This is a genomic window from Rhizobium sp. 01L410 (genome assembly GCF_056400165.1).
On record NZ_JBFTST010000004.1, the window covers coordinates 129,364 to 142,850 of the forward strand.

13 protein-coding genes and 1 tRNA gene are annotated in these 13,487 nt (G+C 60.2%); 6 read left to right on the forward strand and 8 right to left on the reverse strand.

What is annotated here, in order from left to right:
- The first annotated feature begins 173 nt into the window (after positions 1 to 173).
- Positions 174 to 959, forward strand: a complete 786-nt coding sequence (locus AC1DV9_RS10350) for a class I SAM-dependent methyltransferase (RefSeq protein WP_112385945.1) — start codon at positions 174 to 176, stop codon at positions 957 to 959.
- A gap of 266 nt (positions 960 to 1,225) precedes the next feature.
- On the opposite strand, the gene AC1DV9_RS10355 is transcribed toward AC1DV9_RS10350, so the two are convergent.
- Genes AC1DV9_RS10355 through obgE form a run of 4 tightly spaced genes read right to left on the reverse strand, consistent with a single transcriptional unit; the run spans position 1,226 to position 5,362 of the window.
- The gene (locus tag AC1DV9_RS10355; protein WP_310296530.1) at positions 1,226 to 1,810 is read right to left on the reverse strand and encodes a nicotinate-nucleotide adenylyltransferase; all 585 of its coding nucleotides are present in this window, start codon (positions 1,808 to 1,810) and stop codon (positions 1,226 to 1,228) included.
- Positions 1,811 to 1,847: 37 nt separating this feature from the next.
- A complete protein-coding gene (locus AC1DV9_RS10360) occupies positions 1,848 to 3,131 on the reverse strand; it encodes a glutamate-5-semialdehyde dehydrogenase (RefSeq protein ID WP_477947645.1) in 1,284 nt (427 codons plus the stop codon).
- The gene (gene proB / locus AC1DV9_RS10365) at positions 3,124 to 4,293 is read right to left on the reverse strand and encodes a glutamate 5-kinase (protein WP_477947647.1); all 1,170 of its coding nucleotides are present in this window, start codon (positions 4,291 to 4,293) and stop codon (positions 3,124 to 3,126) included. Before proB ends, AC1DV9_RS10360 begins: the two co-directional genes overlap by 8 nt.
- Positions 4,280 to 5,362 carry a GTPase ObgE gene (gene obgE, locus AC1DV9_RS10370; RefSeq protein ID WP_112385941.1) on the reverse strand — a complete coding sequence of 361 codons (1,083 nt, stop codon included), beginning with the start codon at positions 5,360 to 5,362 and terminating at the stop codon, positions 4,280 to 4,282. Before obgE ends, proB begins: the two co-directional genes overlap by 14 nt.
- Before the next feature lie 83 nt (positions 5,363 to 5,445).
- Between obgE and AC1DV9_RS10375 the strand changes: the two genes are divergently transcribed.
- The gene (locus AC1DV9_RS10375; protein WP_477947648.1) at positions 5,446 to 6,309 is read left to right on the forward strand and encodes an endonuclease/exonuclease/phosphatase family protein; all 864 of its coding nucleotides are present in this window, start codon (positions 5,446 to 5,448) and stop codon (positions 6,307 to 6,309) included.
- A gap of 41 nt (positions 6,310 to 6,350) precedes the next feature.
- Here AC1DV9_RS10375 and AC1DV9_RS10380 read toward each other — a convergent pair whose 3' ends face one another.
- The 4 genes from AC1DV9_RS10380 to rplU all read right to left on the reverse strand — a co-directional run bounded on the left by AC1DV9_RS10380 (position 6,351) and on the right by rplU (position 8,340).
- A complete protein-coding gene (locus AC1DV9_RS10380; protein ID WP_477947979.1) occupies positions 6,351 to 6,899 on the reverse strand; it encodes a GNAT family N-acetyltransferase in 549 nt (182 codons plus the stop codon).
- A gap of 35 nt (positions 6,900 to 6,934) precedes the next feature.
- On the reverse strand, positions 6,935 to 7,591 hold the full coding sequence (locus tag AC1DV9_RS10385) for a GNAT family N-acetyltransferase (protein WP_477947649.1): 657 nt from the start codon (positions 7,589 to 7,591) through the stop codon (positions 6,935 to 6,937).
- Positions 7,592 to 7,715: 124 nt separating this feature from the next.
- Complete coding sequence (gene rpmA / locus AC1DV9_RS10390) at positions 7,716 to 7,985, reverse strand: 50S ribosomal protein L27 (RefSeq protein WP_112385938.1); 270 nt, start codon at positions 7,983 to 7,985, stop codon at positions 7,716 to 7,718.
- A gap of 37 nt (positions 7,986 to 8,022) precedes the next feature.
- Positions 8,023 to 8,340, reverse strand: a complete 318-nt coding sequence (gene rplU / locus AC1DV9_RS10395) for a 50S ribosomal protein L21 (RefSeq protein ID WP_112385937.1) — start codon at positions 8,338 to 8,340, stop codon at positions 8,023 to 8,025.
- 301 nt (positions 8,341 to 8,641) lie between these two features.
- Here rplU and AC1DV9_RS10400 point away from each other — a divergent pair.
- The 4 genes from AC1DV9_RS10400 (at position 8,642) to AC1DV9_RS10415 (ending at position 13,484) form a co-directional block, all read left to right on the forward strand.
- Positions 8,642 to 8,731, forward strand: a tRNA-Ser gene (locus AC1DV9_RS10400).
- A gap of 265 nt (positions 8,732 to 8,996) precedes the next feature.
- On the forward strand, positions 8,997 to 10,709 hold the full coding sequence (locus AC1DV9_RS10405; protein ID WP_477947650.1) for a putative bifunctional diguanylate cyclase/phosphodiesterase: 1,713 nt from the start codon (positions 8,997 to 8,999) through the stop codon (positions 10,707 to 10,709).
- Positions 10,710 to 10,971: 262 nt separating this feature from the next.
- Positions 10,972 to 11,955 carry a UDP-glucose 4-epimerase GalE gene (galE, locus tag AC1DV9_RS10410; RefSeq protein WP_477947652.1) on the forward strand — a complete coding sequence of 328 codons (984 nt, stop codon included), beginning with the start codon at positions 10,972 to 10,974 and terminating at the stop codon, positions 11,953 to 11,955.
- 8 nt (positions 11,956 to 11,963) lie between these two features.
- Positions 11,964 to 13,484 (forward strand): alkaline phosphatase family protein, encoded by a 1,521-nt coding sequence (locus tag AC1DV9_RS10415; RefSeq protein ID WP_477947653.1) that lies wholly within the window; start codon positions 11,964 to 11,966, stop codon positions 13,482 to 13,484.
- Positions 13,485 to 13,487: the final 3 nt, after the last annotated feature.

Consider the following 13,487-nt stretch of genomic DNA (forward strand, 5'->3'; position numbering starts at 1 on the left):
GACATTTATCGCGTATAAATTGCAGATATTCTTGCCTATCGTGCTGCAATTCCAAGTAAAATCCGAAATTCGCTACGTTAAGCTTGATAATCCTGCCTGATATGCTGTTTACTTCGTGCCTATAGATGCGAAAAACGCTATGAAATCACAGGCGAAGAGGATCTGCAGGTTTGATGAACTCGGCGACACGGAAATTCATCTTCCACGATTTACAGACGATCGAAGGATATATCGATCCGCCCGACGCACTTGTGTTCCTCTCTCTATTGCAAAGACAAAACAGCGACAACCTTGACGGTGGCATAGCCGAGATCGGCGTCTTCTACGGACGCTCCTATTATCTGTTCCGGAAGATCTGCGGGCCGGATCAGAAACTGCTGGCGATCGATCTGTTCGACATCGGCCAGACCGGCGACGGCGCTTCGCCGCAATACGGGCGTTTCCTGGATAACGGACGGCGGCTTGGGCTTGCCGTTGACGAGGCGTTGGTCGTCACCGGCGACAGTACCCGGCTCTCGGCAAGCGAGATAAAGGACAAGATCGGAGAAGTCCGTTTCTTCAGCATCGATGGCGGCCACATGTTGCCGCATATCGTCGCCGATAGCCGGTTGGCGAAGGATAGCCTCGCGCCACACGGCATCATCGCCTTCGACGACACGTTCAATCCGGCCTGGCCGGAGGTTACTGTCGGCGTTGCCGATTTCCTGCGGGAAAACGGTGCGGAGTTCTCTGCTTTCTGCATGACCAAATACAAGACCTACGTCTGCCGCCGGGATCACCATCAGTTCTACTATGACACCATCGCCAATGCGGCGGATCTGACCGCCTTCGACCACACGGAGACGGAGTTTCTCGGATCCAAAGTTGCAAGGCTCCATAATCCAATCAGCAGGCGAATGGTCTACGAACTGATGATCAGGTCTGGAATGAGCGCCTTTTCCGAGCGGGTCTACCGATAGCCCGTTTGGATTGCCCGAAAAACGAGCAGGATCATCCGGAATGCTTAGCCTAGCCTTGCATACCGCGCATTGCTGCATTGCGATATACGATGTTCATTTTTCAATCGATTATGATAGAACTTAAGCATCGAAACGGCCACTCCTCCTCCCAAGGCCGTTCGATATGGATCGGCAACACTCCTCCTCCCAGTTGTCGATCAAGTTTATGAAGCCCGACGGATCCTCCCCCGTCGGGCTTTTCATTTCTGCTCTTCTCACAACTCGGATTATTCGGCGGCCTTGCGGATCGCGGTCGAACTCAGCGCCGAACGTGGCCCATGAATGAAGGTCCAGGCAGGCGCCGGTTTTTTCCAGAGCGCTCTTGCATCGTCTTCATCGACACGCGCGTAGTCGAAGGTCTTCGCCATCTTCGACGACAGGAAGGACAGCGTCGATCCCGGGCGGTCGATGACGGCGATCGGGAAGGTCTTTGCGATATCCTGCCATTTCTGCCACTTGTGGAATGTCTGCAGGCTGTCGGCACCCATGATCCAGACGAAGTGAACATGCGGATTGCGGGCTTTCACCTTCGCCAGCGTGTTGGCCGTATAGCTGATCCCCAGCGCCTGTTCGAAAGCCGTGACCTTGATATGCGGATCCGGCGCGATCGCTTCGCTGAGGGCGATGCGTTCGGCCAGCGGTGCCAGGTGATTGCGGCTCTTCAATGGATTGCCGGGCGTAACCATCCACCATAGCTGATCAAGCCCGAGACGGCGGATGGCGATCTCGGCCACCAGCGCATGGCCCTGGTGCGGCGGATTGAAGGACCCTCCGAAAAGACCGACAACCATGCCGCGCTCGGTGTGCGGCATGCGAAGATAGTGCCGGTCTAGTCCTTCTGGAATCACGTCAGGGCCGCGTCTGTCCGGTGCCGCGAACGCGGTATTTGAAGGAGGTCAGCTGTTCGACGCCGACAGGGCCGCGGGCATGCATCTTGCCGGTGGCGATGCCGATCTCCGCGCCCATGCCGAACTCGCCGCCATCGGCAAACTGGGTCGAGGCATTGTGCAGGAGGATGGCGGAATCGATCTCGGTGAAGAAGCGCTCGACGACATCAGAGTCTTCGGCAAGCACTGCCTCGGTGTGGCTCGAGGAGTATGTCTGGATGTGGTCGATCGCGCCCGATATGCCGTCGACGATGGCAACCGAGATCACCGCGTCGAGATATTCCGTTGACCAGTCCTCTTCCGTTGCCGGTTTGGTGCCGGGGATAGCATCAACCACTGCCGCGGAGCCGCGAATCTCGCATCCGGCGGCAGCCAGCGCTTCCAGCAACGGCTTCAGGTGGGTACCTGCCACCGCTTTATCGATCAGCAGGGTTTCCGCAGCGCCGCACACGCCGGTTCGGCGCATCTTGGCGTTGACGATAATGTCTTTCGCCATGGCGAGATCGGCGGATTTATCGACATAGACGTGGCAGAGCCCTTCGAGATGGGCGAAAACCGGCACGCGGGCCTCGTTCTGGACGCGAGCGACAAGACTTTTGCCCCCGCGCGGAACGATGACGTCGATCGCGCCTTCCAGGCCGCGCAGCATGGCGCCGACGGCCGCCCGGTCGGTGACCGGGACCAGCTGGATGGCGTGTTCGGGCAGCCCGGCTTCCTTCAATCCCTCGACCAGGCAGACGTGGATTGCCTGCGAGGAGCGGCGCGAATCCGAACCGCAACGCAGGATGACGGCGTTACCAGCCTTGAGGCACAGCGCGCCGGCATCGGCGGTCACGTTCGGGCGGCTTTCGAAGATCACACCGATAACGCCGAGAGGCGTGCGGGTGCGCTCGATCTTCAGGCCGTTCGGCCGGTCCCAGGCGGCGATGATTTCGCCGACGGGATCCTTGAGTGCGGCAATGGTGCGGATGCCTTCAGCCATCTCGGTGACGCGCTTGTCATTGAGCGTCAGGCGATCGACGAAGGAAGCCAGCAGAGCCCCGCCTTCGACATCCTTCAGGTCCTTGGCGTTCTCCGCAAGGATATGCGCCTTGTTCTTGAGGATCGCATCGGCCATGGCGTTCAACGCCTTGTTCTTGCTTTCGGTGGAGGCAAAGCCCAACGGTCGCGCTGCACCCTTTGCCTTGCGGCCGATGTCGTTCATCAGCACGTCAATGTTAGGGCTCTGCGCAACCGTATCAAGCATAGCTTGCGTCCTTCTTCTGCCTTTCGGATTTCGAACTTATCTGCGCCGTCATCACCATGTCGTCACGGTGGATCATGGCGGCGCGGCCGGGATAACCGAGGATCTTCTCGATCTCAGCCGATTTGCGCCCGGCGATCTGGCGGGCTTCGTCGGCATCGTAGCTGACGAGGCCGCGGGCAATCTCGCGTCCGGAGGGGCCGATGATCGCCACGGTATCGCCGCGGCTGAAAATGCCGTTGATCTTGCGGACACCGGCAGGCAGCAGGCTCTTGCCGGCGCCAAGCGCGGTCATGGCGCCTTCATCGACATGCAGTTCGCCGGCTGGCTGCAGCTGGCCGGCGATCCAAGTTTTGCGGGCGGTGACGGGCGTTCCTGAAGGCGCGAACCAGGAGGAGCGCGCGCCGTTTTCGATGGCGGATAGCGGGCTATCGGTCTTGCCCGATGCGATGATCATGGCGCAGCCCGAGGTCGTCGCGATCTTGCCGGCGTCGATCTTGGTTCGCATGCCGCCACGCGACAGCTCGGAAGCCGCCCCACCCGCCATGGCTTCGATCTCCGGGGTGATCTCGGCTATCGTTTCCAGGAATTTCGCCTCCCGATCGAGATGCGGCGGCGCCGTATAGAGGCCATCGATATCAGAGAGCAGGATCAGCAGGTCGGCCCCGGTCATGGTCGCGACGCGCGCGGCGAGCCGGTCGTTGTCGCCATAGCGGATTTCGCTGGTGGCGACTGTGTCGTTTTCGTTAATGATCGGAACGGCGCCGATCTTCAGCAGCTGATTGATGGTGGCACGCGCATTCAGATAGCGGCGGCGCTCTTCGGTATCGCCAAGCGTCAGCAGGATCTGCCCGGCGACGATCTCATCATGCGAGAGGCTCTCGGACCAGGCGCGGGCCAGCGCAATCTGGCCGACTGCTGCGGCTGCCTGGCTCTCTTCGAGCTTCAGGGCGCCGGAGGGAAGATCGAGAACCGACCGGCCAAGGGCGATAGCGCCAGACGAGACGACGAGAACATCGGCGCCCTTTTTCTTCAGCGCCGCGATATCGGCGCACATCGCGTCCAGCCAAGCCTTCTTCAAACCCGTCTTGCGATCGACGAGCAGTGCCGAGCCGATCTTGATGACAATGCGGCGATGGCGATCCAGAGACTTACGCGTTGTCATCCGTTTCGCTTTCCTCGTCGGAGGCCATATCGCGGTGACGAAGCTTCGGTGCCTTTGCGATCTTTTCAGCCGATCCGGCATTGGCCTCGGTAATGATTTCGCGCAGGGCGCGCAGCACCTCGGTCATGCCCTTGCCGGTCGCCGCCGAAATCTGGAACGGCGTGCGGCCACAGGCCTTGGCGAGTTCCTTGGTCTTCTTCTTCAGCGTCTCGTCATCAAGCACGTCGATCTGCGACAGCGCGACGATCTCGACCTTCTCGCCGAGCTCCTGGCCATAGGCTTCGAGCTCATGGCGCACGGTCTTGTAAGCCTTGCCGACCTTCTCTTCCTGCGCGGAGACAAGATGCAAGAGAACGCGGGTGCGCTCGACATGGCCGAGGAAACGGTCGCCGATGCCGACGCCCTCATGGGCGCCTTCGATCAGGCCCGGGATGTCGGCGAGGATGAATTCCTGTCCATCGACCGTCGCGACGCCGAGATTCGGGTGCAGCGTGGTGAAAGGATAGTTGGCGATCTTCGGGCGTGCGCGGGTGACAGACGCCAGGAAGGTGGACTTGCCGGCATTCGGCATGCCGACCAGACCGGCGTCAGCAATCAGCTTCAGCCGCATCCAGATGGTTTTTTCCTCGCCTTCAAGGCCAGGATTGGCCCAGTCGGGCGCCTGGTTGGTCGAAGACTTGAAATGCGCGTTGCCGAAGCCGCCATTGCCGCCCGCAGCGATGCGGAAGCGCTGCCCCTCTTCGGTGAGGTCGCAGATCAGTGTCTCGCGGTCTTCCTCGAAGATCTGCGTTCCGACGGGTACCTTGAGCGTGACGTCGCTGCCGTTGGCGCCGGTGCGGTTGCGGCCCATGCCATGGGTACCGATCTGCGCCTTGAAATGCTGCTGGAAGCGGAAGTCGATCAGCGTGTTCAATCCGTTGACCGCTTCGGCCCAGACATCGCCGCCGCGTCCGCCGTCGCCGCCATCGGGACCGCCGAACTCGATGAACTTCTCGCGACGGAACGACACGCTGCCGCCACCGCCGTCTCCGGACTTGATATAGACCTTTGCTTCGTCGAGAAATTTCATTTTACTTCCAGTACCGGTGGCTATTAACGCGCCTTATTCGCCGCTTTCGATATAGGCGGTTCATGCGGAGGTCAAAGAATATCGTGAAGTTTGCGAGCTATAACATACAGTACGGCTTCGGTCTTGATGGGATTTACGACCTTGGCCGCATTGCGGATAGTCTCGAAGGGGCCGACGTCATCGCGCTGCAGGAAGTGACCAGAGGCTCGGAATCGAACGATTTCGCCGACATGGTCGCCGATCTCGCGGCGCTGTTTCCCGACTATTTCTGGGTCTATGGCGCGCCCTTTGATCTGCATGTCGCGGCTGATGAAAGCGGCTTTCCGCCCCGCGGCACGCGCTTCCAGTTCGGCAACATGATCCTGTCGCGCTTTCCAATCCTGTCCTCGCGCACGCATCTCCTGCCGCGCAGCCGCACGGTGTCGAAGCTCAATCTGCAGCGGGGGGCGACGGAGGCGCTGATCGACATTCCCAACCGGCCGCTGCGCGTCTATTCGGTGCATCTCGACCATGTTTCGATTGATGAGCGCATTGCCCAGATCCGCCATCTCAACGACCGGATCAATGGTTTCTGCCTTGAAGGCGGTGCCGTCAGCGGTGCAGGCGAGCTCGATTTCGAGGAGCTGCCGCTGCCGGAGGATTACGTCGTCATGGGTGATTTCAACATGGTGCCGGAATCGCCTGAATATTGCGCGCTTGCGGGCGCAAAGGACGGATATTACGGGCGTGTTCCGCGCATCGGCACGCCTGTAGATGCGCTGGCGGCGCTCGATGGCTATCACCCCAAAAGCTACAGCTGGATGGATCCCAAGGATCACGGAAAGCGGATGCATCTCGATTACTGCTTCGTCAGCGGCGGGTTGACAGGCAGCCTCAAGGCCGCCCATGTCGATACGGATTCGGTCGGTTCGGATCACTTCCCGGTCTGGGTCGAGATCGAGGTCTAGAAAAACGCCGCGGCATCTCTGCCGCGGCGTTTCAGTCTCAGTCAGGCGGCCTTGACGCTTTGCAGCGCACCGGGATGGAGGACGGTTTCGACATGCGACACCATGGTGTTGCGAGCGAAACTGTAGATCTCCGAGCACCCGCTCATGCGGAAGCCGAGCTTTTCCTGCAGCCGCAGCGAGGCGGGGTTATCGGCAAAGACGCCGGAATGAACGGGCATCTCCGGCATCCGGCGCGAAAACCGCTCCAGCACGGCGGCGACCGCTTCGCTCATATAGCCGCGCCGCCAGTAGTAGCGGTTCAGCCAGTAGCCGAGGTGCCAGCGCCCGTGGCGAAGCTCGACGGAGACCATGCCGATATGGGTATCGTCTCCGCTGGTGATCGCCAGATGCCAATCCTGCAGCCGCCCCGAGGTGACTGGAACCAGCCAATCCAGGGCGTCCTGCCGGTGGTAGGGTGCCGGCACGCGGGCCAGCATCCTGGTTACCGCGAAATCGCTGAGCGATCCGGCGATGGCATCGGCATCGCTCAGCCGGTGCGGGCGAAGCGAAAGCCTGGCGGTGCCGATGACGGGAACAGCGCCCGGTGTCATCGGCTGGACCTTTTGGCGGTCGAGAAGAGCTGCGCTCATGACAGTGCCCCCCAGCTTCTCAGCGACATCCAGGTCTTGCGGTCGAGCCTGTACCATTCGACCGGGACGTTGGAGCCGAGTGCCAGCGATGCGGCAAGACCGGATCCCTGAAACTGGAATCCGCACTTCTGGATGACGCGGCGCGACGCGACGTTGGTCACCCGGCAACGGGCGTCGATCTGGTCGACGCTTTCGCGGGTGCGGAACACCATATCGACCAGCGCGTGGCAGGCCTCCGTGGTGTAGCCCTGCCCCCAGAAGGGTTCGCCGAGCCAGTAACCGATCTCGACAGTGCGTCCATCGGCATGCGGTTCCACGCCGCAGCAGCCCATAAACGCGCCGTTTTCGGCTTTGGTAATCGCATAGACGCACTTGCCGATCTCGCCATTCGCCGTTCGACGTACAAAGTCGGCGGCATCATTGGCGGTATACGGGTGCGGCATGCGCGATACCATTGTGGCGACTTTGGCGTTGTTGGCGAGATGGGAAAGGGCGTCAATGTCTTCCGCGTGAGGCGCGCGCATGACGAGCCTTTCCGATAACAAGACAGGGCAATCGGTCCTTAACCGCTCCGGCCTCAGCCGCTCCTTGGGAGACCTCTGGTCTTCCCGGGGTGACCTTGATTGGTCGACCCTGATCAGTTCGCCTTGCATGTTCAGTCCTCCTTATGGACAAAGAAAAAGGGGAGATGGCGCCCCATCTCCCCTGTTTTCTGGACTGAACCTGATACGCTCAGCCGGGTCGATGAGACGCCGGCTGTTTTAGAGCGCTACCGGCTTATTCCGCTGCTTCCGCTTTCGGCATTACAGATACGTACACGCGACCATTGGCCTTCGTTCGGTAGTCTACATTGCCGTTCGTAAGCGCAAAAATGGTGTGGTCCTTGCCGAGGCCGACATTGGCGCCCGGATGCCACTGCGTACCGCGCTGACGCACGATGATGTTGCCTGCGATGACGGCTTCGCCGCCGAACTTCTTCACGCCAAGGCGCTTGGACTGAGAGTCACGACCGTTGCGCGACGAACCGCCAGCTTTTTTGTGTGCCATTGGATTTCTCCTTTAAACCTTAGTTGCCCGAAACCGATTACTTGGCTGCCAGGATGTCCGTGATGCGGACAACCGTGTGATGCTGGCGATGACCGCGCGAGCGCTTCGAGTTCTGACGGCGGCGTTTCTTGAAGGCGATGACCTTCTTGCCACGGTTCTGCTCGACCACTTCGGCCTTGACGGATGCGCCCTTGACGAAGGGTGCGCCGATCGCTGCATCGGCGCCTTCGCCGATGACGAGTACTTCGGTGAATTCAATGGAGTCGCCAGCGGATGCTTCAAGCTTCTCGATGGTCAGCACGTCGTTTGCTGCCACACGGTACTGCTTACCGCCGGTCTTGATGACTGCGAACATTTTTTAATCCTTTCATGTTCGATCCAGCTCTCCCTGCAAACCGCAGGTGGCTGTCTTCTTATCAGTCTGTGTTAAGCAGGGATTTCGGGGCTGAACCCCAAATTCTGTCTGCCGGTGAAACCTCACGCGAGCGCGAGGCGGGCAAGGCACGGACTTTTCCACGCCTATTGCGGAGGCGGGATAGACGAGTGTCAAAAATCTGTCAAGGCAGAAGGATGAAAAAGCGTCGCAATTTCGTCTTGCCAGCCCGTGATTCTATCGCTAAGAGACAGCCCGCGCTTAACGGCGTCAACCAGACCGCGGAGAGGTGGCAGAGTGGTTGAATGTACCGCACTCGAAATGCGGCGTGCCTGCAAGGGCACCGTGGGTTCAAATCCCACCCTCTCCGCCATCATTTCTCTACACTCAGTTTTGGCCTTGCGATTACACGCGTGAACTTACTGTTCGCTGCGACGAGGGCATTTTGCCTTGCAAGGCAACATTCCAATTGCCTCTCCGGACGAACCCATCCCATCTCGTAATCTTCGAAATCCTTGCGATCACTCGCTCAAGAATTGCAGACGGTTGCAAAAAAATCGAGGGTGGAACTCGGGAGAATGGCTTCAGTATTTCCTAAGCAATAACCGGCATAGTGCTGCAAAAGAGGCCGGAACGCAGTGGAAACGAAACTAACCTGGACGAACAACGAACTGGAAGATCTGGTTCGGCAGCTCAATATTGCGCTCGAAGCCTCCGGCATCGGCATCTGGCAGCATAACCTGTTGAAAAACCAGACGCGCTGGGACGAGCAGCTGCAGCGTATCTATGGCATCAGCAAGGGTTTACTCGACGTCATCTGGCTCGAAAGCGTTCATCCCGACGATTGTAGCCGTGCCAGCGCACTGTTCGAGGAAGCGATCAGGAATAGGAGCGACTATGCTTCCGAATTTCGCATCATCCGTCCGAATGGCGCCGTGCGGCATATACGGTCGCGCGCAAAGTATTTCGTCGATGGCCAGGGAGAGCCGTGTTTCATAGGGGCGGAATGGGACGTCACTGAAGATGTTCTGCGAAACGAGCAGCTTGCGCGCGAGCGTGAGGCCGCCGACAGCAGCCGCGCCGATGCGCGCTATGCCGCCGATCACGACTATCTGACCGGCCTTTTGAACCGGCGGGCATTCGACGAGGCTTTTGCAGCTCTTGGGCGGGAGGCGGGCCGGATCGTGTCCGTCTGTCATATCGATATCGATCGCTTCAAGGATATCAACGACCGTTTCGGTCATGCCGGCGGGGACCAGGTTCTTCGCCATGTGGGTTCGCTGCTGACGGCCTGTGTGGGAGACGGCGAGATCGCCGCCCGGCTTGGCGGCGACGAGTTCGTCATCGTTTCGCATCATCTTTCGCCAGGCAGGGATGCCGGGATCGTCCGGGATCTGCGCCAGGCTCTGCGGCGTCCGCTCGACATAGACGGCGAGCCCTTTGTCATCGAATGTTCGATCGGCCTGGCCAGTGCCCCTTCGGATCAGCTGGCATCGCTGCTCGCCTCCTCGGACCTCGCGCTCTATGAGGCCAAGCGCGGCGGCCGCAATCGCGATGAGCTGTTCTCGCCGTCACTTGCCAACAAAATAAACGCTGAAAAGCAGCTGCTGCAGGAGTTGAAGACGGGCCTCAGGGCCGGCGAGATCGTTCCTTTCTATCAGGTCCAGGTCGATGCGCGCAGCTATGAGATCTGCGGCCTGGAAGCGCTCGCCCGCTGGGAAAGCGCCAAGGGTGTCAGAAGCCCGGCGGAGTTTCTGCCACTGGCGGCCGCTCATGGCCTGATGGAGGCAATCGACGACGCGATTCTGCAGCGCGCGCTGTTCGACATTAACCGCTGGTCGCTGGCGGACCTCGACGTGCCGCGGGTTTCCGTCAATCTGTCGGCAGAGCGCCTCGCCGATCCAAACCTGCCTGCCAAGGTCAAGCAGCTGCAGATCCCGCCAGGACGCATCAGTTTCGAGCTCATCGAAACGATCTTCTTCGATAGCCTGAGCGGCCAGGTGAAGCGCAATATCGACAAGATCCGGGAGTGCGGCATCGACATCGAGATCGACGATCTGGGCTCTGGCCACGCCTCGCTGCTCGGTCTGGTCGAACTGCGTCCCAACCGGGTGAAGATTGATCGCCAGCTGGTGCTTCCGGTTCTGGAAAACGAGACCCAGAGGCGGCTGATCGGCTCGCTGATCGATATCGCCCGGTCGCTGGATGTCGAGATCGTTGCCGAGGGTGTCGAGACGATCGCCCATGCAGAAGTGCTGGCGAAACTCGGTGCCGACATCCTGCAAGCTATGCCTTCGGCAGGCCGCAGCCGGTTTCCGCCATTACGTCGCTGCTGCAAAACGCTGCAATAACTCCGCGCCGGAAAGCACTATAATCTCGGCTGTATTCGGATTGCCTTTCAACGCCGTGCGCGCCACCAATTTTCGCTCTGGAATCGCTCAGAGCGAGCTCGCTCCTCCGCTAAAATCCCAAAACGTTACCGCACGACGCGCCTGCGCAGAGCTTTGTTATGCGTGTTTTGCTGCCCTGCAGCATCGGTTTTGCAATTCCCCTTTTTCTCGCCGTTTATCTCCTCTAGGGTTCCCTCATCCGAGACGGCAATAGAGGTGGTGAATGGCAGGTGAAACTGTTCTGGTGGTCGGCGGCGCCGGCTATATCGGCTCGCATACGTGCCTGGATCTGGCCAACAAGGGCTACAAGCCCGTTGTCTTCGACAATTTCTCGAACGGGCATCGGGAGTTCGTCAAATGGGGGCCGGCTGAGGAGGGCGATATTCGCGACCGGGCCCGGCTGGACGAGGTGCTTGCCAAGCACAAACCTTCGGCGATCCTGCATTTTGCGGCACTGATCGAGGTGGGTGAATCGGTCAAAGATCCAGTCGCCTTCTATGAGAATAATGTAATCGGTACGCTGACGCTGCTGTCGGCCGCGCAGGCGGCAGGCATCAATGCCTTCGTCTTTTCCTCGACCTGTGCGACCTATGGCCTGCCACAGAGCGTGCCGCTGGATGAGACGCACCGGCAGGTGCCAATCAATCCCTACGGGCGCACCAAATATATCGTCGAGCAGGCCTTGGCGGATTATGACCAGTACAAGAGCCTGCGCTCCGTCATTCTGCGCTATTTCAATGCGGCAGGTGCTGATTTCGACGGTCGGATCGGCGAATGGCACGATCCGGAAACCCATGCGATCCCGCTGGCGATCGATGCGGCACTCGGCCGCCGCCAGGGGTTCAAGGTGTTCGGCAGCGACTACGAGACCCGCGACGGTACCTGTGTACGCGATTACGTCCATGTACTCGACCTTGCAGACGCCCATGTGCGCGCTGTCGAATATCTGCTGCGTGGCGGCGATTCCGTGGCGCTCAATCTCGGAACGGGGACCGGCACGACGGTGAAGGAGCTGCTTGGGGCGATCGAGGATGTCTCGAAACGGCCTTTCCCGGTCGAGTATATCGGCCGCCGCGAGGGCGATTCGCACACGCTGGTCGCCAATAACGACAAGGCGCGGGATGTGCTCGGATGGGTGCCGCAATATGATCTGTCCGAGATCATCCAGTCAGCCTGGCGCTGGCATTCCCGAACCAATCAGCACTGAGGCGTGCCTTGCCGAAACGTCAGAATATCCTGCTGATCACAGCTGACCAATGGCGTGGCGATTGCCTTTCGGCGGCCGGTCATCCTGTGGTCAGGACGCCGAACGTTGATGCGCTCGCCGCTGAGGGCGTTTTGTTTCGCAATCACTTTGCGGGGGCCGCGCCATGTTCGCCGGCGCGGGCGACACTCTATACCGGTCTCTACCAGATGAACCACCGGGTGTGCCGGAACGGCTCGCCGCTCGACCGGCGGTTCGACAATCTGGCGCTGGCGGCGCGGCGCGCGGGCTACGACCCCACGCTGTTCGGCTATACCGATACGGCTCCTGACCCGCGAGCGCTCGAGGCCGGCGATCCGCATCTGACCAGCTACGAAGGGCTGCTGCCGGGATTTACCGCGCGCCAGCTGCTGCCGGAGCATGAGAAGCAGTGGTTGTCCTGGCTGCGGTCGCGCGGCCATGCCGATGCCGTCAGCCGCGACATTCATATTCCAGTTGGCGCGGGGGCAGGGGATATTTCGGCTGCGGGCACGTCCTATTCGAAGGATGAGACCCAGACAGCGTTTTTAGTCGGTGAATTCATCCGCTGGCTGGGCGAGCAGGATAGTCCGTGGTTCGCGCATGTTTCCTTCCTCCGGCCGCATCCGCCCTTTTCAGTGCCGGAACCTTATGGCGCGATGTACAAGCCCGGGGAGGGGCCGGTCTTTTCGCGCGGACCGTCGGCGCAGGATGAGATGCACGCGCATCCCTACCTCGACTACGCAATGCCGCGGGCCTCGAAAGGCAGTTTCATTTCCGGTGCCGAAGGCTCGGTGAATGACTGGGGTGCTGAGGATTTCGATGCCATCCGGGCGATCTATTACGGCATGATTTCAGAGGTCGACGCGCAGCTTGGACGTATCTTTCAATCTCTGAAAGACGCCGGAACGTGGGACGATGCCGTCATCTTCTTCACCTCCGATCATGCCGAGATGATGGGCGATCACTGGACGCTGGGGAAGGGTGGCTTCTTCGACGGCAGCTATCGTATCCCGCTCGTCATCCGCGATCCGCGGGCGGCTGCGAAAGGCATGTCGGTCGATCATTTCACCAGTGCGGCCGATATTTTCCCGACACTGTGCGAGACGCTCGGCGCGTCCGCGAAAAACAGCCTCGACGGCAGGTCGCTTCGCCGATTTCTTGATGGGAAACCGGTCTCACACTGGCGCGATGCGGCTTTCTGGGAGTTCGATTTCCGGGAGATTGCCAGCGGCGATGCGCAGGCGCATTTCGGCTTGGCGCCCAACCGGTGCAATCTTGCTGTGATCCGCGACGATCATTTCAAGTATGTGCACTTTACCGCCCTGCCGCCGCTGCTCTTCGATCTGAAGGCCGATCCGAGGGAGCTTCGCAATCTTGCCGGCGATCCGGCTTACGCGCAGGTGCAGCTCGCCTATGCCGAGCGCCTGCTGTCGCTGCGGGCGAGCCACCTCGACCAGACGCTCGCCTATACCGAGCTCACGGAAAAAGGGCCGGTGTCCTACCGGCCCTGAGTG

What these genes read in the sequence shown, in the direction of transcription:
- AC1DV9_RS10350 (WP_112385945.1), top strand. Translation starts at nt 174, where the DNA reads ATGAACTCGGCGACACGGAAATTCATCTTCCACGATTTACAGACGATC.
- AC1DV9_RS10355 (WP_310296530.1), bottom strand. Translation starts at nt 1,810, where the DNA reads ATGCCGCACACCGAGCGCGGCATGGTTGTCGGTCTTTTCGGAGGGTCC.
- AC1DV9_RS10360 (WP_477947645.1), bottom strand. Translation starts at nt 3,131, where the DNA reads ATGCTTGATACGGTTGCGCAGAGCCCTAACATTGACGTGCTGATGAAC.
- proB (WP_477947647.1), bottom strand. Translation starts at nt 4,293, where the DNA reads ATGACAACGCGTAAGTCTCTGGATCGCCATCGCCGCATTGTCATCAAG.
- obgE (WP_112385941.1), bottom strand. Translation starts at nt 5,362, where the DNA reads ATGAAATTTCTCGACGAAGCAAAGGTCTATATCAAGTCCGGAGACGGC.
- AC1DV9_RS10380 (WP_477947979.1), bottom strand. Translation starts at nt 6,899, where the DNA reads ATGACACCGGGCGCTGTTCCCGTCATCGGCACCGCCAGGCTTTCGCTT.
- AC1DV9_RS10385 (WP_477947649.1), bottom strand. Translation starts at nt 7,591, where the DNA reads ATGCAAGGCGAACTGATCAGGGTCGACCAATCAAGGTCACCCCGGGAA.
- rpmA (WP_112385938.1), bottom strand. Translation starts at nt 7,985, where the DNA reads ATGGCACACAAAAAAGCTGGCGGTTCGTCGCGCAACGGTCGTGACTCT.
- rplU (WP_112385937.1), bottom strand. Translation starts at nt 8,340, where the DNA reads ATGTTCGCAGTCATCAAGACCGGCGGTAAGCAGTACCGTGTGGCAGCA.
- galE (WP_477947652.1), top strand. Translation starts at nt 10,972, where the DNA reads ATGGCAGGTGAAACTGTTCTGGTGGTCGGCGGCGCCGGCTATATCGGC.